The organism is Piscinibacter gummiphilus (assembly GCF_002116905.1).
Lineage (GTDB): Bacteria > Pseudomonadota > Gammaproteobacteria > Burkholderiales > Burkholderiaceae_C > Rhizobacter > Rhizobacter gummiphilus.
Genome location: NZ_CP015118.1, coordinates 766,186 through 789,116 on the forward strand (window position 1 = coordinate 766,186; position 22,931 = coordinate 789,116).

Here is a 22,931-nt window from a genome sequence, read left to right on the forward strand (position 1 = left end):
GAGTTGTCGTACCACCTAACCCTAGGGGGTGAGGTCAGCGGAACCGCGGCGCCCGCTTTTCGAGCCCCGCCAGCGCCGCCTCGCGCTGGTTCGGACTGCCGATCAGGGCCTGCTGCTCGCGGGCCTCGGCGAGCAGCACGTCGGCCGCGCGGACTGGCGATGCGCCGTTGAGCAGCCGCTTGGCCGCGCGGATGGCGTCGGGGCTCTTTGCTGCGATCTGCGCCGCGAGCGCGCGGGCCTCGGCCAGCGGGTCGTCGGCCACGCGGGTGGCGAGACCGATCGCCTGCGCCTCGGTGCCGGAGACGATGCGGCCGGTGAAGGTGAGTTCGCGCAGCACGTCCGCACGCACGAGTTCGGTCATGAAGACGCAGCCGGACATGTCGGGCACGAGGCCCCACTTGACCTCCATCACTGACAGCTTCGTGTCGGGATGGACGATGCGAACGTCGGCGCCCAGCGCAATCTGCAGGCCGCCGCCGAAGGCGACGCCGTGCACCGCGGCGATCACGGGCACCGGCAGCTCGCGCCAGCCCCAGCCCACGTGCTGCGCGGCGTTCGCGAGGCCGTGGCTGCGGGCGAGCAGGTCGCTGCCCATCGTGCCGCTGGTCTGTCCCTGGCCCATCTGTTGGAAGCGGCCCATGTCGAGGCCGGCGCAGAACGCGCGGCCCTCGCCGTGCAGCACCACGGCGCGCACGCGTTCGTCGCCGCGCAGGGTGGCGATGGTGTCGTTGATGGCATTGAACATCGCGGCGTCGATGGCGTTCATCTTGTCGGCGCGCACGAGGGCGACCTCGGCCACGCCCTGGTCGTCGACGGACACGCGCACGCGCGAGGTGGAGGTTTCGTTCATCGCATCACCAGGGAAGTCGGAGGTCGCGCCATTCTGGTGGATCGCGTCGGCGCCGGCCGTCACCTGGATGACGGGTGGCCTGCTGGTTTGCCCCACTTCGAAACCGGCATGTGCGTCGTAAAAATATCAGATCAAGCAATTGATACATGAAAAACCAGGAGATGGCATGAAGAAGTTCCTCGCACCCCCCGCGGCGGCCGCGCTGCTGGCCCTCGCGCTGTCCGGCTGCGGCTCCGACGACACGGTCGACGGACCGCAGGCCGGCACGTTCGGCGAGACCCCCGTGGCCGGCCTCGACGTCGCCGGCACCACCACGGCGGCCCGGCGCACCGATGCCTCCGGCCGCTTCGAACACGCCGCCGGCGAAACGGTGCGCTTCTCGATCGGCGCGCTGGCCCTCGGCAGCGCCCCCGGCGCGGCGATGGTCACCGCACGCGACGTGACGGGCGGTGCCGCCGCGTCCGACCGCCGCGTCACCAACAAGCTGATCCTGCTGCAGACGCTCGACGTCGACGGCAACCTCAACAACGGCATCGAGATCACCGAGGCCATCCGCACGGCGGTGTCCAACAGTGCCGCGTCGATCGACTTCGACCAGGACACGGCCGCCTTCCGCACGAGCCTTGCGCCGCTGCTGGCCACGCTGAACACCGCGTCCGTCTTCACCGACCTCGACCCACGCCCCCGCACGGCACGCACCGCCGCGGCGGCCGTCGAACACTTCACGCGCGCGTCCAGCCCGAGGCACGTCGTCACCACCGCCGCCGGCTCGCTGAGCGGATTCGAAGCCGATGCCTCCACATGGCAGTTCCTCGGCGTGCCGTACGCGAAGCCGCCGGTGGGGGCGTTGCGCTGGCGTCCGCCGCAGGCGGTCACGCCGTGGACCGGCGTGCGCCACGCCACCGCCTGGGCCGACCAGGCCGCGCAGACCACGGCGCTCGAACGGTTCGGCGAAGGTGGCATGAGCGAGGACAGCCTGTACCTCAACGTGACCACGCCGAAGAACGCGGCCAAGCTGCCCGTGATGGTGTGGTTCCACGGCGGCGGTTTCACCTCGCTCACCAGCAACACCAAGGCCTTCAACAACGCGAAGGGACCGGTCACGAAAGGCGTCGTGCAGGTGTCGGTGAACCACCGCCTCGGGCCGTTCGGCTACCTCGCGCACCCGCTGCTCTCCGCCGAGTCGGGCTACGGCGGCTCGGGCAACTACGGGCAGATGGACTTGATCATGGCGCTGCAATGGGTGCGCGACAACATCGCGGCCTTCGGCGGCGACCCCACGAACGTCACCATCTTCGGCGAGTCGGGCGGCGGGCGGAAGGTGCTGTCGCTGATGGCCTCGCCCGAGGCGAAGGGCCTGTTCCACCGCGCCATCAGCCAGAGCGGCACGCTGATCCCGGACACCCGCACGCTCGCGTCCGCCGAAGCCATCGGCACGGCCCTCTCCACGAACCTCGGCGCCACCACGCTCGAGCAGCTGCGCGCGAAGCCGTGGACCGAGGTGGTGACGGCCGCCGCCGCGCTCGTGCCGTACACCAACATCGACAACCGCTACCTGCCGCACAGCGAACGCGCGAGCTTCGAGGGCCACACGCACAACGACGTGCCGTTCCTGATCGTCACGAACACGGCCGACACCGTCGACCCCATCGAGACGGTGAAGAACGTGTTCCCGTGGATGACGACCCACAGCGCGCAGCCGCACTATGCCGCGGTCTTCAGCCGCGTGCCGGCCGGGTGGACGCAGCGCGGGCTCAAGGCGTACCACGGCGCCGAGCTGACGTACGTGTTCAATGCGCCGGAGAGTGTCGTCGCGCACTTCCAGTTGAACCTCGTGCTGGACCCGGCGACCAGCGCGCGCGTGGTGATCGGCGACCTGAACGGCAACGGCGTCAGCGGCACCGCGGGCGACACCGCCGACGTGCTGGCCTCCGCCGGCTTCGACACGACCGACGCCGCGGTGGCCGATCGCACGATGACGATGTGGACCACCTTCGCGAAAACGGGCAACCCGAGCATCACCGGACTGTCCTGGCCGGCGTACACGACGTCCAACGACACCTACGTCGAACTCGGCGCACAGGCGGTGGTGAAGACGGGCCTGTCGGCCGTGTTCCCCTGACGGGAAGCCCGCGGGCGTGACGGATGCGGCAACCGGAAGTTCCGGACAGTGAAATACCTGGACCGAAGGTTGATACATTCATGCCATGAGCATCGACCCGGCCACCCCACGCCCCCTCGGCGGCAGCATCCAGGACCGCATCCGCGCGGCCGTGGAGGCCGAGATCGTGTCGGGTGAACGGCCGCCGGGCAGTGTCATCGACGACCGCCAGCTCTCCGAACGCTTCCAGGCCTCGCGCACTCCGGTGCGCGAGGCCTTGCTCGTGCTGGCGGCCCAGGGGCTGGTGCACATCGCGCCCCGGTCCGGCATCTACGTCCGGCGCGCCAGCATCGACGAACTGGTGGCGTCCCTCGAGGCGCTGACCGAGGTGGAATCGGTGCTGGCCGGCATGGCTGCGCGCCGCGCCACCGCGGCCCACTGCGCCGAGTTGCGCACCGCCATGGCCACCTGTTCCGAGCGCGCCGCGGCGGGCGACCAGCCCGGCTACGAGGCGGCCAACCGCGACCTGCACCAGGCCATCTACCGCGCCAGCGGCAACCCGGTGCTGGTCGAGACCGTGCGGTCGCTGCGGCGCACGCTCGCGGCCTACCGCCAGTGCAGCATCCGGCATCCGGGTCGCCTCGGCGCCTCGGCCGAGGAGCACCGCGCCATCGTGACGGCCATCTGCGCCGGCGACTCCCTCGCCGCCTCGGCCGCGATGCGGCAGCACATCAACCTGGGCGGCGAAGCCCTGGTCGAACTCGTCGTGACCGCCCAGACGATGGGCGCGCGGCACGACACGGCGGCCTCGCCCGAGGCGGCGCCGGCGCGGCGGTCCCCACGCCGCGCGATGTCGCGCCGCTGACACCCCTCCCGCGGGTTGGTCCGCATGCGGACCGGGTTTCGAGTCGTAAAAATATCAGATCACGAGTCTGATACGAACATGACGATCCCAACCCAGGAGACCCCCATGAACCGAAGCGACAACCGGCGGCGCCTCGCGGCCGCCGCCGTGGCCGCCGTGCTGGCCCTCACCGCGTGTGGCGGCGACGACGTCGAGGAACTGTCCGGCGTCTTCGTCGACAGCCCCGTGTCGGGCCTCGACGTCACCGGCTCCGCCGGCCCGGCCCGTTCCACGGATGCGAACGGCCGGTTCACCTACGCGGCCGGCGAGACGCTCTCGTTCGCCATCGGCAACCTCGCCCTCGGCTCGGCCGCGGGCGGCGGTGTGCTCACGCCGCTGTCGGTCACGGCCGGCGCGGCGTCGGCCGCCGACGTGCGCGTGAACAACAAGCTGATCCTGCTGCAGACGCTCGACGCCGACGGCGACCTCAACAACGGCATCCAGATCACCGCGGCGATCCGGGCGGTGGTGTCGCCGCGGGCCGCGGCCATCGACTTCAACCAGCCCACGGCGGCGTTCCGCACGAGCCTCGCGCCGCTGCTCGCCGCACTCAACGACGCGGCCGTGTTCTCGGACCTCGACCCGAGGCCGCGCAGCGCGCGCACGGCCGCCGCGGCGCTCGAACACTTCGGCCGGTCGATGGCCCCGCGCAACGTCGTCGCCACCACGGGCGGATCGCTCAGCGGCTTCGAGGCCAATGCCACCACGTGGCAGTACTTCGGCATTCCGTACGCCCGCCCGCCCGTCGGTGAGCTGCGCTGGCGTCCGCCGCAGCCGCCGGTCGCATGGACCGGCGTGCGCCAGGCCACCGGCTGGAGCGACCAGAGCGCGCAGAACCCCACGTTCGAGACGCTCGGCGAAGGCGGCATGAGCGAAGACTCGCTGTACCTCAACGTCACGGCGCCGAAGAACGCGTCGAAGGCGCCGGTGATGGTGTGGTTCCACGGCGGCGCGTTCGCGATCCTGACGGGCAACTCGAAGCAGTACAACAACCCGGAAGGCGTGACCACGAAGGGGGTCGTGCTCGTCACCGTCAACCACCGCCTCGGGCCGTTCGGCTACATGGCCCATCCGCTGCTGAGTGCCGAGAGCGGCCACGGCGGCTCGGGCAACTACGGCCAGATGGACCTCGTGATGGCGCTGCAGTGGGTGAAGGACAACATCGCCCGCTTCGGCGGCGACCCGGCCAACGTCACGCTGTTCGGCCAGTCGGGCGGCGGCGGCAAGACGTATGGCCTGCTGAACTCGCCGCAGGCCGCCGGTCTCTTCCACAAGGCCGTGGTGCAGAGCGGGGCCAACCCCATCGCGACCACCGGCACGGCCGCGGCCTCGCTGGCTGCGGGCGAGGCCATCGGCACGGCGATGTTCACGCGCCTGAACGTGACGACGCTCGCCGCCGCGCGGGCGCTTCCGTGGACCGCCTTCGTGCAGGCCGACCTCGACGCGGGCATCCCGCGCGAGATCTACCGTCCGAACGTCGACTACGCCCACCTGCCGAAGACCTACGGGCAGAACATGACCGACGGCATGCCGAGCGACGTGCCGCTGATGGTGGGCGCCACGTCCGGCGACTACCCGTCGCTGCGCGCCGCACTGCCGGTCTTCATGGCCCAGCGCGCACCCACCTACAAGTCGCCGCAGTTCGTGTACCGCTTCAGCCGCGTGCCCGACGGCTGGGCCGCGATGAACCTCGCGAGCGGCCACGGCGGCGAGGTGCCCTACCTCTTCAACTACCCGCTCGGCCTGGCGAGCAACTACGGCCTGGGCCTCGTGCTGACGGCGGCCAACACGAAGCCGCCCATCGGCGACCTCAACGGAAACGGCGTCACGGGCACCGCGGGCGACGTGGCCGACGTCTATGCGTCGATGGGCTGGGGTGCGGGCGACGTGGCGACGGTGGACGCGGTGATGTCGATGTGGACGCAGTTTGCGAAGACCGGCAACCCGAGCACCCCTGCGTTCACGTGGCCCGCGTACACGCTGGCCAACGACACCTACGCGGAGATCGGCCCGACGGCGTCGCCGAGCGTGCGAACGGGTCTCGCCACGGCGTTCCCGTGAGCGCCCGACGGACTCAGCCGAACTCGGCCGAGTCCGTCACCACCTTGCGGATCTCCGCCATCAGCGCCAGCGCGCCGGGGGAGGGCAGCGCGCCGAGGCGCTGCGACAGGCCGATCTGCCGCCGCGTGCGTTCCAGCGGGAAGTCGAGCGCCACGAGGCTGCCGTCGCGGATCTCGTAGCGCAGCTGGTGGGCGGAGATGGCCGTCAGCATGTCGCTTTCGAGCAGCAGGCCGCGCAGCACCGCGAGGTCGCCCGTCTCCACCGCGGGCACGGGGGGCGGCTGGCGGGCGTCCGAGAAGAACGACTCGAAGAGTTCGCGCGACGGCGACCCGTGCCGCGACAGCACCCACGTGGCGCTGCGCAGCGTGTCGAAGTCGATGCGATTGACCCGCGTGAACGGATGGTCCGCACGCGCGATGACCGAGAGCCGGTCCTCGAAGAGGGGCGCCTGTTCCAGCTCTTTCGCCTCGGCCGGGCCGCGCAGCGCGCCGAGGATGAAGTCGACGTCGCCGCTGCGCAACGAGGCCGCGAGGGCCTCGTACGGGCTCTCGACGGTGCCCACGTGCAGTTGCGGATGCCGCGCGAGCAGCGAGGCGATGGCGCGCGGCAGGATGTGCGTGCGCCCGAGCGGCAGGGCGCCCACGTTCACGCTGCCCTGCAGCGTGCCTTCGCTCGCGGCGAGGTCGGGCACGATGTGCCGCAGCTCGGCGAGCACCCGCTTGAAGTGGAACGCGAGGATCTCGCCGGCCGGCGTGGGCACGAGCCCGCGCGCGGTGCGGTCGAACAGCGAGGTGCCCAGGCGGGCCTCCAGGTCCTTCACCGCGGTGCTGATGGCCGGCTGCGTGATCGCGAACTCGCGTGCCACGGCCGCCATGCTGCGCCGTTCGACGAGGCTCGCGATGACGGCCAGGCGCCGGCCGTTCATGATCGACGCGAACAGCGAGTTGACGTCCGCGGACGACTGCACGCCGCCGCGCGCCATCAGCTGCTGACGTGCGGCCTCGAACATGCCTTCGATGCGCCGGGCGCGCACGAGCACGATGTCCCCGTACCGGTTGATCACCATCCCGCGGGAGCGCCGCTCGAAGAGCGGCACGCCGAGCACCGACTCCAGTTCCGAGATGGAACGGGCCACGGCCGAGGAGACGCGGTAGAGCCCCTCGGCGGCGTGCGCGATGCTGCCGGCGTCGGCCACGGCGCACAGCACGTGCAGGTGACGCAGGTTGGTGCCGAGCGCGCCGGCCGGTCGGGAGTCGATGAATTTGTCTGGCATGGTCCCTGCGATTCTTCTCGATCGGACGGCGCTGAAGTGCTCGGGGATTACCCGTCCCTATAAAAAAGTTCGGTGTCGACGCAAGCGCTAGTCGCTCCACGATGACCCCGAGCGCGGGACACTGCCGGCACGACGAACCGAACGCACGAGCCGCAGACCATGATCATCGATTGCCACGGCCACTACACCACCGCCCCGAAGGCGCTCGAGGCCTGGCGCGACCAGCAGGTCGCGAGCCTGTCGGGCGCCACCCCCGCCCCGTCGGTGTCGTCGCTGAAGATCAGCGACGACGAACTGCGCGAGTCCATCGAGACCAACCAGCTCGCGAAGATGCGCGAGCGCGGCATCGACCTCACGATCTTCTCGCCGCGCGCGAGCTTCATGGCCCACCACATCGGCGGATTCGACACCAGCGCCACCTGGTCCGCGATCTGCAACGAACTGATCGCCCGCGTGGTCGGCCTGTTCCCCGGCCAGTTCATCGGCGCGGCCATGCTGCCGCAGTCGCCCGGCGTCGACCCGAGGACGTGTGTCGCCGAGATCGACCGCTGCGTCAACGAGTACGGCTTCGTGGCCATCAACCTGAGCCCGGACCCCTCCGGCGGCCACTGGACCTCGCCGCCGCTGTCGGACCGGCACTGGTACCCGGTGTACGAGCGGATGGTCGAACTCGACATCCCCGCGATGATCCACGTGAGCACGAGCTGCAACGCGTGCTTCCACACCACCGGCTCGCACTACCTGAACGCGGACACCACGGCCTTCATGCAGTGCCTCACGTCCGACCTGTTCAAGGACTTCCCGACGCTGCGCTTCGTGATCCCGCACGGCGGCGGCGCGGTGCCGTACCACTGGGGCCGTTTCCGCGGCCTGGCCCAGGAGATGAAGAAGCCGCCGCTCGGCGAGCACCTGCTCAAGAACATCTTCTTCGACACCTGCGTGTACCACCAGCCCGGCATCGACCTGCTCACGAAGGTGATCCCGGTCGACAACGTGCTGTTCGCCTCCGAGATGATCGGCGCCGTGCGCGGCATCGACCCCACCACCGGCTTCGCGTACGACGACACGCGCCGCTACATCGAGGCGGCCTCGCTGTCGATGGACGACCGCCGCAAGATCTTCGAAGGCAACGCCCGCTGCGTGTACCCGCGCCTCGACGCGGCGCTGCGCGCCCGCGCCGCTGCCTGAACCCGCTCGCAGGAACACCATGAACACGCTCGGAATCGTCAAGCGCACCATCCCCCGCCCGCCCCGCGAGGCGGTCGAACACCTCTCGAAGTTCGGCGTCGCCACCGTCCACGAGGCCATGGGCCGCGTGGGCCTCACCAAGCCGGTGCTCAAACCGATGTACGACGGCGCCCGCCTGTGCGGACCGGCGGTCACCGTGCTGCTGCAGCCGGGGGACAACTGGATGTTCCACGTCGCGGCCGAACTGATCCAGCCGGGCGACGTGGTGTTGGCGGCCTGCACCACCGACAACGTCGACGGCTTCTTCGGGGACCTGCTCGCCACGTCCTTCCGCGCCCGCGGCTGCGTGGGCCTCGTGATCGATGGCGGCGTGCGCGACGTGCGCGTGCTGCGCGAGATGGACTTCCCCGTCTTCGCCCGCACCGCGCACGCCAAGGGCACGGTCAAGGCCACGCTCGGCTCCGTCAACGTGCCGGTGGTGTGCGCCGGTGCGCTGGTGCAGCCCGGCGACGTGGTGGTGGCCGACGACGACGGCGTGGTGATCGTGCCGTGCGCCGACGTGGCGCGCGTGGCCGAGGCCGCCGCCAAACGCGAGGCCCTCGAGGAAGGCAAGCGCCAGCGCCTCGCCGACGGCGAGCTGGGCCTCGACATCTACCAGATGCGGGAACGCCTCGCCGAGGCGGGCCTGCGCTACATCGACTGAGGAATCCCCATGGCCAGCATCATCGGCGCCATCGCCTGCTCCCACACCCCCACCATCGGCTTCGCCCACGACAAGCACAAGCAGGACGACCCGGTCTGGGCCCCCATCTTCGAGGCCTTCGCCCCCATCAAGGGCTGGCTCGCCGACAAGAAGCCCGACGCGGCGATCGTGATCTTCAACGACCACGTGACCTCGTTCTTCTTCGACCACTACTCGCCGTTCACGCTGGGCGTGGGCACGCAGTTCAAGGTGGCCGACGAGGGCGGCGGCCCGCGCGGCCTGCCGGCCGTCGCGGGGCATCCCGCGCTGGCCGCGCACATCGGCCAGTCGGTCGTGGCCGACGAGTTCGACCTGTCGTTCTTCCAGGACAAGGGCCTCGACCACGGCGTGTTCTCGCCGCTGTCGGTGCTGTGCGACCACGACCCGGCGTGGCCGTTCCCGATCATCCCGCTGCAGGTGGGCGTGCTGCAGGCCCCGAGCCCCAGCGCGCGCCGCTGCTACGCACTGGGCCAGGCCGTGCGCCGCGCCGTCGAGAGTTTCCCGGAAGACCTGCGCGTGGTGATCATCGCCACCGGCGGCCTGTCGCACCAGGTGCACGGTGAACGCGCGGGCTTCAACAACCCGGCGTGGGACGCGAAGTTCCTCGACCTGATCGAGAAGGACCCGGTGCGTCTCACCGAGATGACCCTCGCCGAACTGGCGACCATCGGCGGCTGCGAAAGCGCCGAGGTGGTGATGTGGCTGATCATGCGCGGCGCGCTGTCGTCGCAGGTCACGAAGCTGCACCAGTCGTACTACCTGCCGTCGATGACGGGCATCGCGACGCTCGTGTTCGAGAACCACGCCGAACCGCCGTCGGCCGCCGCGTTGCAGCGCCACCGTGACCACATGGCGCGCGAGATGCGCGGCATCGAACTGCTGGAGGACACGTACCCCTTCGACCTCGCGCGCAGCGTCAAGGGCTACCGCATCAACAAGTTCCTGCACGAGCTGGTGGAACCGGCGCACCGGGCGCGGTTCCTCGCCGACGAGGTGGCGCTGATGCGCGAGGCGGGCCTCACCGACGTCGAGCGCGACCTGATCCAGCGCCGCGACTGGCGCGCGATGATGCACTACGGCGTCATCTTCTTCCTGCTCGAGAAGCTCGCGGCGGTGGTCGGGGTGTCGAACCTGCACGTGTACGCCGCGATGCGGGGCCAGTCGCTCGAGGAATTCCAGAAGACCCGCAACGCGCCGGGTGCCCTCTACTCGGTCTCGGGTGGTTCGGGGCCGGCGGGCAACTGGGACAAGAAGTGAGCAACGGGCTGCGCGTCATCTCGTCGATGGCCACGCGGGCCCTGCTGGCCGACCTGGCCGCGGACTGGGCGGCGGAGGGGGGCGATCCCGTGCGGGTCGAGTCCGTCGGTGGCGTGGACGCCGCGCGCCGCGTGGCCGCCGGCGAAGCCTTCGACGTGGTGGTGCTGGCGTCCGACGCCATCGACCGCCTGCTCGCCGCGGGCCACCTCGTGGCCGGCAGCAAGGTCGACCTCGTGCGCTGCGACGTCGCCATCGCCGTGCCGGAGGGGGCGCCGCATCCGTCCGTGGCGGACGAAGCCGGCCTGCGGGCGGCCGTCTCGGCCGCCTCGCGCATCGCGCTGTCCACCGGCCCGAGCGGCACGGCCCTCGTGAAGCTGTTCGAGCGCTGGGGCCTGGCCGACGCCGTGCGCGACCGGCTGGTGCAGGCGCCTCCGGGTGTGCCGGTGGGCCGGCTGCTGGCCGAGGGCGCGGCCGATATCGGTTTCCAGCAATTCAGTGAACTCCTCGGCTTGCCAGGCATCGCCGTGCTGGGCACGATGCCCCCCGGCCTGGAGATCGTGACCACCTTCAGCGCCGCGTGCTGCATCGCCGGCCGATCCATGGCCGACGTGCAGCCGCTGCTGGCCCGGTGGCGGTCCGCCGCCACCGATGAGATGAAACACCGCCACGGCATGATCGATGCCCGTGCGTGACCCCGACCTCGAACCCGATTCCTCAACCGTGAAGGAGATCTCCATGACGTCCATCCCCCGCCGGGCCCTCGGCCTCGCCATCGCGCTCGGCCTGCTCGGTGCCGCGGCGATGCCGGCCGCCGCGCAGGACTGGCCGACCAAGCCCGTGCGCATCCTGACGCCGTTCCCGGCCGGCGCCGGTCCCGAGGCCGTGGTGCGCGTGCTCGCCGAGAAGCTGCAGAAGAAGTGGGGCCAGCCGGTGATCGTGGAGAACCGTCCGGGCGGCAACGGCTTCATCGCCATCGACGCGTTCAAGCGCGGCGCCACCGATGGCACCGACCTGATCCAGCTCGACAACGTCCACCTCGTCGCGTACCCGTACCTCTTCAAGAAGCTGCCGTACGACCCCGTCAAGGACTTCGACCCGCTGACCCCGCTGTTCCGCACGTACTTCTTCGTCGGTGTGCCGGCGAACAGCAAGTACCGCACGGTCGGCGACATCGTCGCGGACGCGAAGGCCCGTCCCGGCGCGCTGAACTACGGCAGCTGGTCGGTGGGCAACCCGGTGCACCTGGGTTCCGCGCTGCTCGAGAGCATGACCAACACGCAGATGCAGCACGTCATCTACAAGGAGACGTCGATGCTCTACACCGGCGTGGCCACCGGTGAACTCGACTTCGCTCTCGGTTCGCTGGCCACCGCCGGTCCGCTGCAGCGCATGGGGCGCATCAAGTTCATCGCGGTGACGGCGCCCAAGCGCCACCCGGCCTTCCCCGACGTGCCCACGGTCGCCGAGTCCGGCGGTCCCGCCGGCTACGAGATGACCGGCTGGACCACCATCGCCGCGCCGAAGAACCTGCCGAAGGCGGTGGCCGACAAGATCCAGCACGACATCGAGGCCGCGCTGGCCGAGCCGGACATCAAGGACCGCTACGCCACGTTCGGCTACGAGACCTTCCCGACCACCCGCACGCAGTTCAACGCGTTCATCAACGCCGAGTCGGCCAAGTACGCCGACGTGATCAAGCGCGCGAAGGCCTCGCTGGACTGACCCCATGACGGCCCGACCTCTCCGTCGCATCGGCCTCGTCGGTTACGGCGAGGTGGGGCGCATCCTCGCCGAGGACCTGCGCGCCCAGGGCGTGGCCGTCTCCGCCTTCGACCTGAAGTTCGCGAAGGCGGACGAGGCGGCACCACTGCGTGCGCACGCCGAAGCGCACGGGGTGGCGGTGGCTGCATCCGCCCGCGCGCTGGCCGAAGGGGTGGACCTCGTCGTGTGCGCGGTCACCGCGAGCCAGACGCTCGCGGCGGCCGAGGCCAGTGCCCCGGGCTGCGCCGGCGGCACGTGGTTCCTCGACTTCAACTCGGCGTCGCCCGGGGCCAAGGCCCGCGCGGCGGCGCGCGTGAACGAGGCCGGCGGGCGCTACGTCGAGGGTGCGGTGATGACCAGCGTGCCGCCGTACCGCCTCCGCGTGCCGATGCTGCTGGGCGGCCCCGACGCGGACGCGCTCGCCGCGCTGCTGGACCCGCTCGGCTTCGCCGCGCGGGTCGCCAGCGACCGGCTCGGCGTGGCCTCGGCCACCAAGATGTGCCGCAGCGTGATCATCAAGGGCATGGAGGCGATGATGATCGAGAGCCTCGTCACCGCCCGCCACTACGGCGTGGAGGACAGCGTGCTCGCGTCCCTCGCCGAGACCTTCCCCCAGATCGACTGGGAGAAGCAGGCTGCCTACTTCTTCCAGCGCGTGATCGAACACGGCCGCCGCCGCAGCGAGGAAGTGCGCGAGGTGGCCGAGACCGTGCGCGAGGCCGGCCTCGTGCCCTGGAGCGCCGACGGCACGGCCGACCGCCAGGCCTGGGTGGCGAACCTGGCCGACGACGGTGTCTTCACGCCGCGCGACTCACCCGGCTTTGCCCGCAGCGCCGACTGGCGCACCGAGGCCGACCGGCTGCTCGCGCGGCTCCATCCCAGCCCCTGACCCGGAGATCCCGATGGTTTCGAACGACTTCCTGCACATGCGCAGGACGGTGATGCTCGCCCTCGCGGCAGCGGCCTGGCCCGCGGCGCGAGCCCAATCGACCAGGCCGCTGCGGCTCGTCGTGCCCTTCCCGCCGGGCGGTTCGACCGACATCCTCGCCCGCGCCATCGGCGCGAAGCTCGGGCCGGCGCTGGGCCAGACGGTGGTCATCGACAACAAGCCGGGGGCCGGCGGATCGCTCGGTGCGTCCGAGGTGGCCCGCGCGGAGCCGGATGGCCAGACGCTGCTGATGGGCCACATCGGCACGCTCGCCGTGAACCCGGCGCTGTACCCGAAGCTGCCGTACGACCCCGTGAAGAGTTTCGCGCCGGTGGCCTGGGTGGCGCGGGTGCCCAACCTCCTCGTGGTGAGTGCGCGATCGTCCATCAAGACGCTGGCCGACCTGGTCGCCCAGGCGCGTGCGACGCCGGGGCACCTGACCTATTCGTCGGGCGGCAACGGCAGCGCCGCGCACATCGCGTTCGAGTACCTGAAGCTGCAGGCGAAGTTCCCGATGCTGCACATCCCGTACCGTGGCACCGGTCCCTCCGTGACCGACCTGATGGGCGGCCAGGTGGATGCCACCTTCACCGGTTCGCCGGTGGTGCTGCCCCACGTACGCAGCGGGCAACTGCGCGCGCTGGCGGTGTCGAGTGTCAAGCGCCTGCCGTCGTTGCCCGACGTGCCCACGGTGGCCGAGTGCGGGTTCCCCGGCTTCGACGCCGACCAGTGGTACGGCGTGGTGGCACCGGCCGGCACGCCCGCGGCGGTGGTGACGCGGCTCAACGCGGAGATCAACAAGGCGCTGCAGAACCCGCAGGTGGCGCAGCAGCTCGACGGAGAGGGCGCCGTGCCGGTGCCCGGGTCACCGCAGGCCTTCGGCGAGCTGATCGCGCGGGAGATCCCCCGCTGGGCGAAGGTGGTCCGGGCCGGGAACATGCGCGCCGACTGAGGCGGTGCCGGCGCGCCGCCGGACGAGGCGGCGCTGCATCGCCCGCGCGGCCTCGCCCGCGCGCAGCGAGGCGAGCAGGGCACCCAGCGCGCACAGGGCCGCAAGCGCGAGCGGACCGAACGCGAAACGCTGCTGCGTCACGGTGTCGCGCACCAGCGCGGCGGTGCCGGGCTTGGAGAACGCCTCGCAGAGGGACTGCAGTTCGTCCGCCCGGAACGGGCCCAGGGTCGCCGGTGTTCCCGCCGCGCAGTTCGCAGCCGTCACCCGCGTGCCGTCCGACATCGCCCGGGCCGAGTCCGGCCCCAGCAGGAACCACACCTTGCTCGTGCGGAACTGCAGCAGTGCGCGGTCGGTGGCGAAGCCGGCCGCGAGCAGCATCAACGCGAAGATCGCGCACGCGACCAGCACCGTGCGCACGAACTGCAGGCCCGGCGTCGGGAGCTTGTCCTCCGCGATGCGGCACTGCTCGTGGTCGAACAGCGGGCCGCATGCGTTCACGTCCGCCAGGTCCTCGTCGTGGGCGACGGACCACCGCCCGAGCCGCCGCGCCTGCGCGAGCGTGCGCACTCGCGTGACGAAGAGGAACCGGAACTTCAGCAACCGGTCGCGCGCCTCGACGAGGGCGCCGATCTCGCGGTCCGCCATCGCCGCCCCACCCATCAGCAGCCGCCACACCCGCACCAGCACCGGGTGGGTCGACCGCGTGCGCCAGCAGAGCCAGCCCACGAGCACGCCCATGATCGCCGCGCCGACGAGCGGCACCGGCACCGAAAGCCATTCGCCGATGCCGGCGGCGAGGTCCGTGATCTGATCCATCCGTGTCCTTTCTCGTTGTTGTCCCAGGATGGACAGGATCGCAGGTTGGAGGCTCAGGGCATGAGCCACACCGAAGCGAAATCGCGTCACCCCGATGAACATCGGGGTCCACCCTCCGCTGGCGTGCCGCGGGGCAGTGGATCCCGGCGTTCGCCGGGATGACGGTTTGTTTACGATGCGGAGTCCCGTTCACGAGGTGTCCGCCATGACCCGCATCGCCACGCTCCGTCACCGCTTCCGCGAACTCCACGCCACTGGCTGCTTCGTCCTGCCGAACCCCTGGGACCGCGGCAGCGCCCGCTGGCTCGCGGGCCACGGCCACGTGGCGCTCGCCACCACCAGCTCGGGCTGTGCCTGGTCCCTCGGTCGGCCCGACGGCGGGATGGCCCGCGACGAGGTGCTCGAGCACCTGCGCGAGATGGTCGCGGCCACGGACCTTCCCGTGAACGCCGATTTCGAGAACGGCTTCGGGGCCGACCCGGCGGCCGTGGCCGAGAGCGTGCGGATGGCGGTGGACACCGGGGTCGCGGGCCTGTCGATCGAAGACTCGACGGGCAACCCGGCGCAACCGCTGTTCGACCTGGACATCGCGGTGGCCCGCTTGCGCGCCGCCCGCGCCGTGATCGACACCGCCGGCGGCGACACGCTGCTGGTGGGCCGCGCCGAGAACTTCTTCGTGGGCCGGCCCGACCTCGACGACACGCTCGTGCGCCTGAAGGCCTACGCCGAGGCGGGCGCCGACTGCCTCTACGCGCCGGGCATCCGCACCCGCGAGCAGATCGCCGCGGTGGTGGCGGCCGTGGCACCGAAGCCGGTCAACCTGCTGATCGGCTGGGCCAGCGACCTGACGATGGCCGACATCGCCGCGCTGGGCGTGCGCCGCGTGAGCGTGGGCGGCGCCCTCGCGCGCTCGGCCTGGGGCGGCTTCATGCGCGCCGCCCGCGGCCTGTCGGCGGGCCGCTTCGACGGCTTCGCCGACGCGGCCCCGGGTGTCGAACTCAACGCGTTCTTCGCAGGGCCGCCGTCGTCCACGTGACAGGCAAATCGCCTGGAACGCCTAGGATGGGGGCATCGTTGTCTTTCCCGCTGTGCCCATGACCCCCTTCGACAACGCCGTCGCGCTGCAGCCCCGGCCCGACGGCACCCAGACCGGCCACACCAGCCCCGCCTACGCCAACATGGTGGGCCCGTTCGGCGGCATCACCGCGGCCCAGGTCGTGCAGTCCGTGCTGAACCACCCGCAGCTGCTGGGCGAACCCGTGTCGCTGACGGTGAACTACTGCGCGGCGCTGGCCGACGGTGCGTTCACGGCCGTCGCGCGTCCCGTGCGCACGAACCGCTCCACGCAGCACTGGACGGTGGAACTGCAGCAGCAGGGCGAGGTGGTGGTGACGGCCACCGTGTTCACCGCGCTGCGCCGCGAGACCTGGCGGCACGACGAACACCGCATGCCCGACGTGCCCGAGCCCGAGACGCTCACGCCCATCCCGCCGCAGAACCGCGTGGCCTGGCTCGACCGCTACGAGATGCGCCTGCTGCAGGGCGGCATCCCGCAGAAGTGGGACGGCTCGGAACTGGCCGACAGCGTCACCCGCCTGTGGGTGCGCGACCAGCCGCCGCGGGCGCTGGACCACGCCTCGCTGACCGCACTGTGCGACGTGTTCTTCCCGCGCGTGTGGCGCCGCCGCGCGACGCCGGTGCCGGCGGGCACGGTGTCCATGACCATCTACTACCACGCCGACGGCGCGCTGCTGCGCGAGACCGGCGACGAGCCGCTGCTGGGCCAGGCGCAGGCCCAGGGCTTCCGGGGCGGCTACTTCGACCAGACCGCGCAGCTGTGGAACCGCCACGGCGAACTGCTCGCCACCACGCACCAGGTCGTCTACTACAAGGAATGACGGACCCTTGGTCCGCCGTGCCGGGGCCCTCGCGGACCCCGGCACGGCGCCTCGACGACACCGGCGGCACCTCGCCGGCGAAGACGGTCAGACCACCGCGATCGTGAACGTGTAGCTGCTGGTGGTGCCGCCGTCCGGCGACACCACGTCCACCTTGACGATGCTGCCGGCCGACACCGCGACGGTGGTGGCCGCGCCCGGCGTCACCGACGTGCCGTTCACCTTCAGCGACGACACCTTCGTCGACAGCGGCACGGGCTTGAACGACACGCTCGTGGTGCCGGCGGGCACGTTGATCGTGTACGCGTAGGTCCACGGGTCGAACTTGTCCGGCAGCGAGTTGGGCACGCCGTTGGCCGGCGCCGCCCAGAACACGTCCGTGCCCACGAGCTTGCCGCCCGTCAACTCGACGTGGCTCAGCACCGAATACTTGCGGTAGCCGTCGGCCACGTTGTAGTCCACGGCCGCGGCCGTGGGGTACACCGCGGTGGGTTTGGTCAGGTAGTCGACCGCGGCCGCGTACTTGCCGATGGGGCCGATCGCGATCCAGTTCTTGTTGCGCCACATGTCGCCCACGATGCTCATGCGGTCGCCGCCCTTGCTGCCGCCGCGGATCGACGGCAGCGTCACGGCATTGCCCTGGTCGATGATCTGCTGGAAGCACTTCACGAAGTTGTTGACGGCCTCCATGCCCACCGGCGTCTCCTGGTGGGCGTTGGTGACCTCGACGATCTCGCCGAGCGTGCTGCTCTTCCGGTAGTTGGCGACGAGTTGCTGGGTGAGCGACAGGAACAGGTCGACCTTCACGCTCTGGTACTGCGTGGTGTCGGCGGTGTGCGGGCGGTTGCAGGCCCACATGTCGGAGCCGAACACCCAGCCGGTCTGGTTGACGATGAAGGTCACCGTGCCGTTCGTGTGGCCGGGCTGGATCCACACCGTGCCCTGCACGTTGCCGAGGTCCAGCACCTGGCCGTCGGCCACGGCCACCGCCGACGTGCCGGCGGCCTTGAAGTCGGTGCGGCTCGATGCCATGAACGCGGCCTTCTCGATGGCCGATGCGTACAGCGTGACCCCGGCCGACGTGAAGTTCCAGATCTGCTCGGCGTGGTCGGGGTGGTTGTGGCCCACGATCACGTCGTACGGCTTCGTCGCGATCGTGTCGATGAAGGTCTTCAGGTTGGCCTTCTGGTAGCCGTACTCGCCGCAGTCGAACACGAGGCCGCGGTCGGAGCCCTCGATGTAGAACACGAAGGCCTGGTAGTACTCGGCGGGGTTGTGGATCTTCCACACGGTGGGCGAGGTGGCCGTGCCGGGGTGCATCAGCTTCGCCTGGAACGCGCCCACCTGCGGGCGCACGATGTTCCACATGAACTCGCGCACCGGGCTCGACACGAGGCCGTTCTTCTTCGCCACCGTCTTCAGCCGGTAGAGGCGCGAGTCGGTGGTGGAGGAGAGCGGGTTGACGAACTGCAGCACGCCGTCGGCGGTGAAGTCGTACACGGCGCCGGCGGTGGTCGGGTCGGCGGGCTCCTTGCCGTCGAAGGTCACGGTGTAGTAGATCGTCGCGCCGTCGGTGGGCGTGGAGATGCGCACGTAGCGGCGCGGGGCCGTGGTGCCGGGCTTGCACATCACCTGCGTGGGCGACACGAACTTGGCGGTGATGGCCGCGAGGATCGCCTTGGCGTCGGCCTCGGTGACCGTGCCGGACGGCGAAAACGCCGTGGCGCTGGTGCCGGCCATGCAGCCGGCTGCCACGAGGGCGTTGACACTCGCGCGGCGCGCGGGCGTGATCGACGCGGCGTCGGCGAAGCCGGCGAGGGCGTCGGCGGCAGACGCGGGGACCAGGAAGGCCTTCACGTACATCTCCGCCGCTTCCTCGCGCGTGACGTTGCGGTCGGGGTGGAAGTAGCCCTGCGAGTTGCTGACCACCGCCTCCTCGAGCGCGGTCTCGATCTGCTTCGCGTACGGCGTGGCGCCGATGAACACGTCGACGAACGTGGGCTGCACGGCCTTGTACGCGTCGTTGTACTCGGACGAATGCACCCAGTCGAAGTGGTTCGCGATCGTCGCGACGAACGCGCCGCGGGTGAGGGTGGCCGACGAGGCGGGCGAAGGTGCGGGTTCGTCGTCGTCGCTGCCGCCGCAGGCCGACAGCGTGGCCGCGGTGGTGGACGCGAGCAGGGCCGGCACCCCGATCAGCTTGCCGAAGAGGCGGCGGGTCATGCGCTCGGGCGCATCGGGTGTGGCGGTGCGGCGTGCCACGGGAATCTCGTTCTCGGCCTGGGTCTTGTCGCTCATGAAGTCCTCTTGCTCGGCGTCTTCTCGATCGGTGCCGGGGCCGGCGGCCCTGGCGAACGCAAAATGTACGATCTGGTACGTTCGTGAATTTCGGGGACTTTCCCTGATGGACGGATCGCTGCCGAAGACGCGGCGCGGTGGGGGTCAGGCCGTGCCCACGGGCCACTCGAGCACGACGGCTGCGCCGCGCCCGACCCCGGGTTCCAGCCACAGGCGGGCGCCGATGGCTTCCGCCCGCGTGCGCATGTTCGCCACACCGCGGCCATGGTTCGGCGACGGGGCCGAGGGTGCGAGACCCACGCCGTTGTCGGAGAGCCGCAGTTCGATCACGGGCGCGGTGCCGTCGCTGCAGTGCGCGTGCATCACCACCTGCGTGGCCCGCGCGTGCTTGAGCACGTTGGTGAAGGCCTCGAGCAGGATGCGCTGCACCTGCAGCACCGACTCGGGCGACAGCTGGGGCAGCGGCGGCAGGCGGTCCACGTCCCACAGCACCTCGATGCCGGCGGCCTTCAGCCGTGGCTGCAGGCGGTACCGCAGGGTCGCGAGCACCGTCGCGAGGTCGCTGTGCACCGGCTGCAGCGAATCGACCGCGAGGCGCATCTCGTCGAGCGCCATCTGCACGTGTTCCGTGAGCTGGTCCGGGTCGGTGTCCCGGTGGGTCACGAGGTTGAGCAGGCCCACGAGCTGCGAGCCGACCCCGTCATGGATCTCCCGCATGATGCGCTGGCGCTCCTTCAGGACGGCCTGCTCCTCCTTCTGCCGGCGCAATGCCTCGAAGGCCTCGCCGAGTTGCCGCTCGCGTTCGGCCACGCGGTGCACCAGCTCCTCGTTCAACGCCTTGTGTTCGCGCTCGGTGCGGCTGTAGCGCTCCACCACGAGGCCGGCGAGGATCAGCAGGAAGAAGAACAGCGCATGCGGCGTCAGCGGGAAACCGAGGCCCGTCGCGTGGGCCGAGCGCACCGTGACCAGGTCGTGGAGACCGGTCGCGAGCAGCAGGCTGCCCGCGCCCAGCACGACCCACGCGATGGCACGGCGCTCCACGAACGCCGAGCGCAGCACCACGGCGAAACAGACCATGCCCGCAGCCCACAGCAGCCACAGCGCGCCGTCCCAGGGCCAGCGGCGGCCCAGCGCGAAGGACGACGCGGCCAGCACCGCGACGATCCACACGACGGCCCGCTGCACGGTGGCGAGCCACCGGGGCTGCCGGTCGAGCGCGAGCAGTACGAACCGGGCGATCAGCGCGAGCTGCACGCCGTAGCTGACGGCCATGAGGCCGCCCCACACGGGCCATGGCAGCGGGGCCGTCGGAAGGAGGCGGTCGAACTGGCGCAGCGACCCGAGCAGCACCGCGGTGCCGAAGCAGCCGTAGAGGGGCACGCGCTGGCGCCACCACAGGCCGAGGGACAGTCCGCCCATCAGCAGCATGCTGGTGCCATAGGCCGCGGCGGCGTACTGGTCGCGCTGCAGGCGCGACGCGCGCTCGGCCTCCGCCGCCGCCAGCGGCCCGAGGCCCACGGGCGACAGTCCGCCCCCGCGCAGGGCCTGCGCCGTCACGTCCAGCTGCAGCAGGTTGGGGCGGTCGGTGTGCAGCAGCGCAGCGGGCAGCGGCACCAGGTGGCCGAACTTTCCCGCGTCGTCGAACGGGCTGCCGGGCCGGCCCAGCTGGCGCACCAGGGTGCCGTTGACACGCACGGCGACCTGGTTGCCGACCGCCTCGAGCCACAGCGCGTGGTCGGTGCCGGCGGGCAGGGCCGGCAGCGCGATCCGGTACAGCGCCTCGCCGGACACGCCGGGTGAGGCGCTGTCCCAGCGGTGGCGCAGCGAGACGGTGCGTGGCGGCGCGGGTGGTGCACCGTCGGGGCGAAGCGTCACTTCGGCGGTGTCGAACCGCTGGATCGGCGCGGCGTTGTCGTCGGCGTGGCAGGCCGCCAGGGCCAGGGCCAGGGCCAGCAGCGCGGCACACGCCGCCCGCCAGGTCACGGCAGCAGCCCGATCTGGCGCGCCTCGTAGACGGCTTCGGTGCGGTTGTGCACGTCGAGCTTGCCGTAGATGTTCCGCACGTGGGTCTGCACCGTGGTGACCGACACCGCCATGCGGCCCGCGATCTCGGGGTACGTGAAACCCCGGGCCACGAGGTCGAGCACTTCCAGTTCACGGCGGGACAGCGTGGGCGGCGTCTCGTGCACCGCAGGCGCGGGCGCGCTGGGCGCGGCGGGGCGCGCCGGCTTGTCGGCCTGCCACCGGGCGAGCAGCTGCCGCGCGATCAGCGGCGACATCGGCGACCCGCCGGCGTGCAGGCTCAGCACGTGGGTGGCGAGGTCGTGCTCGGTGCCGTCCTTCAGCAGGTAGCCGCGGGCGCCCGCGGCGAACGCGTCGAGCATGTTGGCCTCGTCGCCGAACATGGTGATCACCATCACGGCGCACGCCGGCTGCATGCGGCTGCAGCGGCGGATCACCTCGCGGCCCGGCAGGTCGGGCAGGCCCAGGTCCACCAGCAGCACGTCCACCTGGTTCTCCGAGAACCAGGCGAGCAGCTCGCCCGCGTTCGCCGCGCCCATGACAAACCGCAGCGACGGCTCCGCGCAGATCACGCGGGTGAGCCGCGCGCGCATGCCGGCGTCGTCCTCCACCAGGGCCACGGAGACCGGTTCACTGGCCATTGAACGGCTCCGGGTGGCGGTAGGCGCAGTTGCCCCGCGGCGGGCTGCGCCAGCGGCCGTCGCGCAGGGGCAGCAGGATCGACTCGTCGACGCGGTCCTCCTTGTGCAGGTCGACGCGCACGGTGCCGTTGCGCAGGCCCGCATCCAGGCCTTCGAGGTGCAGCATGCCGAACTTCTCCGACTTGTTGAACCAGAACGGGAGTCCGATGGGGACCGCGTTCTTGAGCCAGGGCTGCGCCGCGCCGGAGGACACCACCTGGATGACCGGCGAGCGCGGCTCCACGGGGCCGCCGTAGCGGTTGCGGTGGATGTCCCCCGCGAGGTACAGCGTGGGCCGGCCGGCCTGGGCCGCGGCGTCGAGGAATCCCCGGTACTCGGGGAATGCCCAGGACTGAGGGACCGGCGCCAGCGGATCGACCTTTTCCCAGCCGCCGTCGCGCCCGTGGCGCATGGGCGTGGACCCGGCCACGATCAGCAGCCCGTCACCCTGCGCGACCTGCCCGTAGAGCCATTGCGCCTGGGCGGCGCCGAGGAGGCTCGGCGCCGGGTCCTGCAGGTCGGTGCGGGCCGACCGTTCGTCGAGCATCAGCACCGGCACGCCCGCCACGGCCCAGGCTTCCTGCCACACGGGCGTCGCGAGCTGGCGGTCGGAGGCGTCGAGCGACGGGTAGACCTCCGGCGGATCGACCAGGGCCGCGAGGAACTGGCGGAACAGCCGGTGGGACACCGCCTGCAGCGCCGGCGGGACGTATCGCCCGCGGTCCGGGTCACCGGCGGCCGTGCAGTCGTTCCAGGCGAAGTCGTGGTCGTCGCGCACGGCACGCACGTTCCCCTTCACCGACCGCACGAGCGCCTGGAAGCCAGGGTGCTCCCACTGGGCCTTGTAGCGCGCGTACATGGCCTGGCGGAACTGCGCGAGTCCTTGCACGGGGTCTCCGAGGAAGGCCGTTTTCCAGGTCGGCACGCGGGTCTGCGTCTCGAGGCCCCAGTCCATGTAGATCGAGTCGCCGAGGAGCAGCAGCGCGTGGGGCTGCTGCGCCCGGATCCGGTCCCACACGGGCTGTTCGTGCCCGAAGGTGGTGTCGAAACACGACGTGAAGGCGATGCGGGTGTCCGGCATGGCGAGGCTCCTTCGAGGGGGGTCAATATGGCACGAACGGTGCCGTGATTCGGGACCGGCCGCCTCCTGCATTCAGAGGATGCTGTCGCCGGAGCCTCCTGTGTTTTCGGGATTCCGGG

The 22,931-nt window shown here is 71.1% G+C and carries 19 protein-coding genes; 12 read left to right on the forward strand and 7 right to left on the reverse strand.

Translation table 11 applies throughout. From position 1 onward, the window contains the following. Window positions 1–34: 34 nt before the first annotated feature. Window positions 35–850, reverse strand: a complete 816-nt coding sequence (locus A4W93_RS03485; RefSeq protein ID WP_085754026.1) for a crotonase/enoyl-CoA hydratase family protein — start codon at window positions 848–850, stop codon at window positions 35–37. 166 nt (window positions 851–1,016) lie between these two features. On the opposite strand from A4W93_RS03485, the gene A4W93_RS03490 reads away from it, so the two are divergent. The 3 genes from A4W93_RS03490 (at window position 1,017) to A4W93_RS03500 (ending at window position 5,916) form a co-directional block, all read left to right on the forward strand. After that, on the forward strand, window positions 1,017–2,972 hold the full coding sequence (locus tag A4W93_RS03490; RefSeq protein ID WP_085749282.1) for a carboxylesterase/lipase family protein: 1,956 nt from the start codon (window positions 1,017–1,019) through the stop codon (window positions 2,970–2,972). A gap of 85 nt (window positions 2,973–3,057) precedes the next feature. Beyond that, window positions 3,058–3,816 (forward strand): GntR family transcriptional regulator, encoded by a 759-nt coding sequence (locus A4W93_RS03495; protein WP_085749283.1) that lies wholly within the window; start codon window positions 3,058–3,060, stop codon window positions 3,814–3,816. 105 nt (window positions 3,817–3,921) lie between these two features. Continuing rightward, window positions 3,922–5,916: a carboxylesterase/lipase family protein gene (locus A4W93_RS03500; RefSeq protein WP_169726502.1), complete on the forward strand. Its 1,995-nt coding sequence runs from the start codon at window positions 3,922–3,924 to the stop codon at window positions 5,914–5,916. 13 nt (window positions 5,917–5,929) lie between these two features. Here A4W93_RS03500 and A4W93_RS03505 read toward each other — a convergent pair whose 3' ends face one another. Continuing rightward, on the reverse strand, window positions 5,930–7,189 hold the full coding sequence (locus A4W93_RS03505; RefSeq protein ID WP_085749285.1) for a LysR family transcriptional regulator: 1,260 nt from the start codon (window positions 7,187–7,189) through the stop codon (window positions 5,930–5,932). Between the two features lie 159 nt (window positions 7,190–7,348). Here A4W93_RS03505 and A4W93_RS03510 point away from each other — a divergent pair, with 159 nt between their 5' ends. The 7 genes from A4W93_RS03510 to A4W93_RS03540 are packed head-to-tail and all read left to right on the forward strand — an operon-like array spanning window position 7,349 to window position 14,017. Beyond that, window positions 7,349–8,377, forward strand: a complete 1,029-nt coding sequence (locus A4W93_RS03510) for an amidohydrolase family protein (RefSeq protein ID WP_085749286.1) — start codon at window positions 7,349–7,351, stop codon at window positions 8,375–8,377. Between the two features lie 19 nt (window positions 8,378–8,396). After that, window positions 8,397–9,080, forward strand: a complete 684-nt coding sequence (gene ligK / locus A4W93_RS03515) for a 4-carboxy-4-hydroxy-2-oxoadipate aldolase/oxaloacetate decarboxylase (RefSeq protein WP_085749287.1) — start codon at window positions 8,397–8,399, stop codon at window positions 9,078–9,080. Window positions 9,081–9,089: 9 nt separating this feature from the next. Continuing rightward, a complete protein-coding gene (locus A4W93_RS03520; protein ID WP_085749288.1) occupies window positions 9,090–10,376 on the forward strand; it encodes a gallate dioxygenase in 1,287 nt (428 codons plus the stop codon). Between the two features lie 26 nt (window positions 10,377–10,402). Then, complete coding sequence (locus A4W93_RS03525; RefSeq protein ID WP_237357845.1) at window positions 10,403–11,068, forward strand: substrate-binding domain-containing protein; 666 nt, start codon at window positions 10,403–10,405, stop codon at window positions 11,066–11,068. Between the two features lie 43 nt (window positions 11,069–11,111). Continuing rightward, the gene (locus tag A4W93_RS03530; protein ID WP_085754027.1) at window positions 11,112–12,098 is read left to right on the forward strand and encodes a Bug family tripartite tricarboxylate transporter substrate binding protein; all 987 of its coding nucleotides are present in this window, start codon (window positions 11,112–11,114) and stop codon (window positions 12,096–12,098) included. Between the two features lie 4 nt (window positions 12,099–12,102). Then, complete coding sequence (locus tag A4W93_RS03535; RefSeq protein ID WP_085749290.1) at window positions 12,103–13,026, forward strand: NAD(P)-dependent oxidoreductase; 924 nt, start codon at window positions 12,103–12,105, stop codon at window positions 13,024–13,026. 13 nt (window positions 13,027–13,039) lie between these two features. Continuing rightward, on the forward strand, window positions 13,040–14,017 hold the full coding sequence (locus A4W93_RS03540; RefSeq protein ID WP_085749291.1) for a tripartite tricarboxylate transporter substrate binding protein: 978 nt from the start codon (window positions 13,040–13,042) through the stop codon (window positions 14,015–14,017). Here A4W93_RS03540 and A4W93_RS03545 read toward each other — a convergent pair. After that, window positions 13,931–14,833 carry a DUF6216 family protein gene (locus tag A4W93_RS03545; protein WP_085749292.1) on the reverse strand — a complete coding sequence of 301 codons (903 nt, stop codon included), beginning with the start codon at window positions 14,831–14,833 and terminating at the stop codon, window positions 13,931–13,933. The genes A4W93_RS03540 and A4W93_RS03545 overlap by 87 nt on opposite strands. Before the next feature lie 205 nt (window positions 14,834–15,038). Here A4W93_RS03545 and A4W93_RS03550 point away from each other — a divergent pair, with 205 nt between their 5' ends. Further along, on the forward strand, window positions 15,039–15,869 hold the full coding sequence (locus A4W93_RS03550) for an isocitrate lyase/PEP mutase family protein (RefSeq protein WP_085749293.1): 831 nt from the start codon (window positions 15,039–15,041) through the stop codon (window positions 15,867–15,869). Between the two features lie 58 nt (window positions 15,870–15,927). After that, on the forward strand, window positions 15,928–16,731 hold the full coding sequence (locus tag A4W93_RS03555; protein ID WP_085749294.1) for an acyl-CoA thioesterase: 804 nt from the start codon (window positions 15,928–15,930) through the stop codon (window positions 16,729–16,731). Between the two features lie 87 nt (window positions 16,732–16,818). On the opposite strand, the gene A4W93_RS03560 is transcribed toward A4W93_RS03555, so the two are convergent. From A4W93_RS03560 to A4W93_RS03575, 4 genes are all read right to left on the reverse strand, one after another. Next, window positions 16,819–19,029 (reverse strand): cadherin-like beta sandwich domain-containing protein, encoded by a 2,211-nt coding sequence (locus A4W93_RS03560; protein WP_085749295.1) that lies wholly within the window; start codon window positions 19,027–19,029, stop codon window positions 16,819–16,821. Between the two features lie 144 nt (window positions 19,030–19,173). Beyond that, window positions 19,174–21,012 (reverse strand): sensor histidine kinase, encoded by a 1,839-nt coding sequence (locus tag A4W93_RS03565; protein WP_085749296.1) that lies wholly within the window; start codon window positions 21,010–21,012, stop codon window positions 19,174–19,176. Next, window positions 21,009–21,692: a response regulator transcription factor gene (locus tag A4W93_RS03570; protein WP_085749297.1), complete on the reverse strand. Its 684-nt coding sequence runs from the start codon at window positions 21,690–21,692 to the stop codon at window positions 21,009–21,011. The genes A4W93_RS03565 and A4W93_RS03570 overlap by 4 nt, the downstream gene beginning before the upstream one ends. Then, on the reverse strand, window positions 21,682–22,812 hold the full coding sequence (locus tag A4W93_RS03575; protein ID WP_157782109.1) for an alkaline phosphatase D family protein: 1,131 nt from the start codon (window positions 22,810–22,812) through the stop codon (window positions 21,682–21,684). Before A4W93_RS03575 ends, A4W93_RS03570 begins: the two co-directional genes overlap by 11 nt. Between the last annotated feature and the right edge of the window lie 119 nt (window positions 22,813–22,931).

Coding starts and splice junctions, on each gene's coding strand:
- A4W93_RS03485 (WP_085754026.1), bottom strand. CDS start 850: ATGAACGAAACCTCCACCTCGCGCGTGCGCGTGTCCGTCGACGACCAG.
- A4W93_RS03490 (WP_085749282.1), top strand. CDS start 1,017: ATGAAGAAGTTCCTCGCACCCCCCGCGGCGGCCGCGCTGCTGGCCCTC.
- A4W93_RS03495 (WP_085749283.1), top strand. CDS start 3,058: ATGAGCATCGACCCGGCCACCCCACGCCCCCTCGGCGGCAGCATCCAG.
- A4W93_RS03500 (WP_169726502.1), top strand. CDS start 3,922: ATGAACCGAAGCGACAACCGGCGGCGCCTCGCGGCCGCCGCCGTGGCC.
- A4W93_RS03505 (WP_085749285.1), bottom strand. CDS start 7,189: ATGCCAGACAAATTCATCGACTCCCGACCGGCCGGCGCGCTCGGCACC.
- A4W93_RS03510 (WP_085749286.1), top strand. CDS start 7,349: ATGATCATCGATTGCCACGGCCACTACACCACCGCCCCGAAGGCGCTC.
- ligK (WP_085749287.1), top strand. CDS start 8,397: ATGAACACGCTCGGAATCGTCAAGCGCACCATCCCCCGCCCGCCCCGC.
- A4W93_RS03520 (WP_085749288.1), top strand. CDS start 9,090: ATGGCCAGCATCATCGGCGCCATCGCCTGCTCCCACACCCCCACCATC.
- A4W93_RS03525 (WP_237357845.1), top strand. CDS start 10,403: ATGGCCACGCGGGCCCTGCTGGCCGACCTGGCCGCGGACTGGGCGGCG.
- A4W93_RS03530 (WP_085754027.1), top strand. CDS start 11,112: ATGACGTCCATCCCCCGCCGGGCCCTCGGCCTCGCCATCGCGCTCGGC.
- A4W93_RS03535 (WP_085749290.1), top strand. CDS start 12,103: ATGACGGCCCGACCTCTCCGTCGCATCGGCCTCGTCGGTTACGGCGAG.
- A4W93_RS03540 (WP_085749291.1), top strand. CDS start 13,040: ATGGTTTCGAACGACTTCCTGCACATGCGCAGGACGGTGATGCTCGCC.
- A4W93_RS03545 (WP_085749292.1), bottom strand. CDS start 14,833: ATGGATCAGATCACGGACCTCGCCGCCGGCATCGGCGAATGGCTTTCG.
- A4W93_RS03550 (WP_085749293.1), top strand. CDS start 15,039: ATGACCCGCATCGCCACGCTCCGTCACCGCTTCCGCGAACTCCACGCC.
- A4W93_RS03555 (WP_085749294.1), top strand. CDS start 15,928: ATGACCCCCTTCGACAACGCCGTCGCGCTGCAGCCCCGGCCCGACGGC.
- A4W93_RS03560 (WP_085749295.1), bottom strand. CDS start 19,029: ATGAGCGACAAGACCCAGGCCGAGAACGAGATTCCCGTGGCACGCCGC.
- A4W93_RS03570 (WP_085749297.1), bottom strand. CDS start 21,692: ATGGCCAGTGAACCGGTCTCCGTGGCCCTGGTGGAGGACGACGCCGGC.
- A4W93_RS03575 (WP_157782109.1), bottom strand. CDS start 22,812: ATGCCGGACACCCGCATCGCCTTCACGTCGTGTTTCGACACCACCTTC.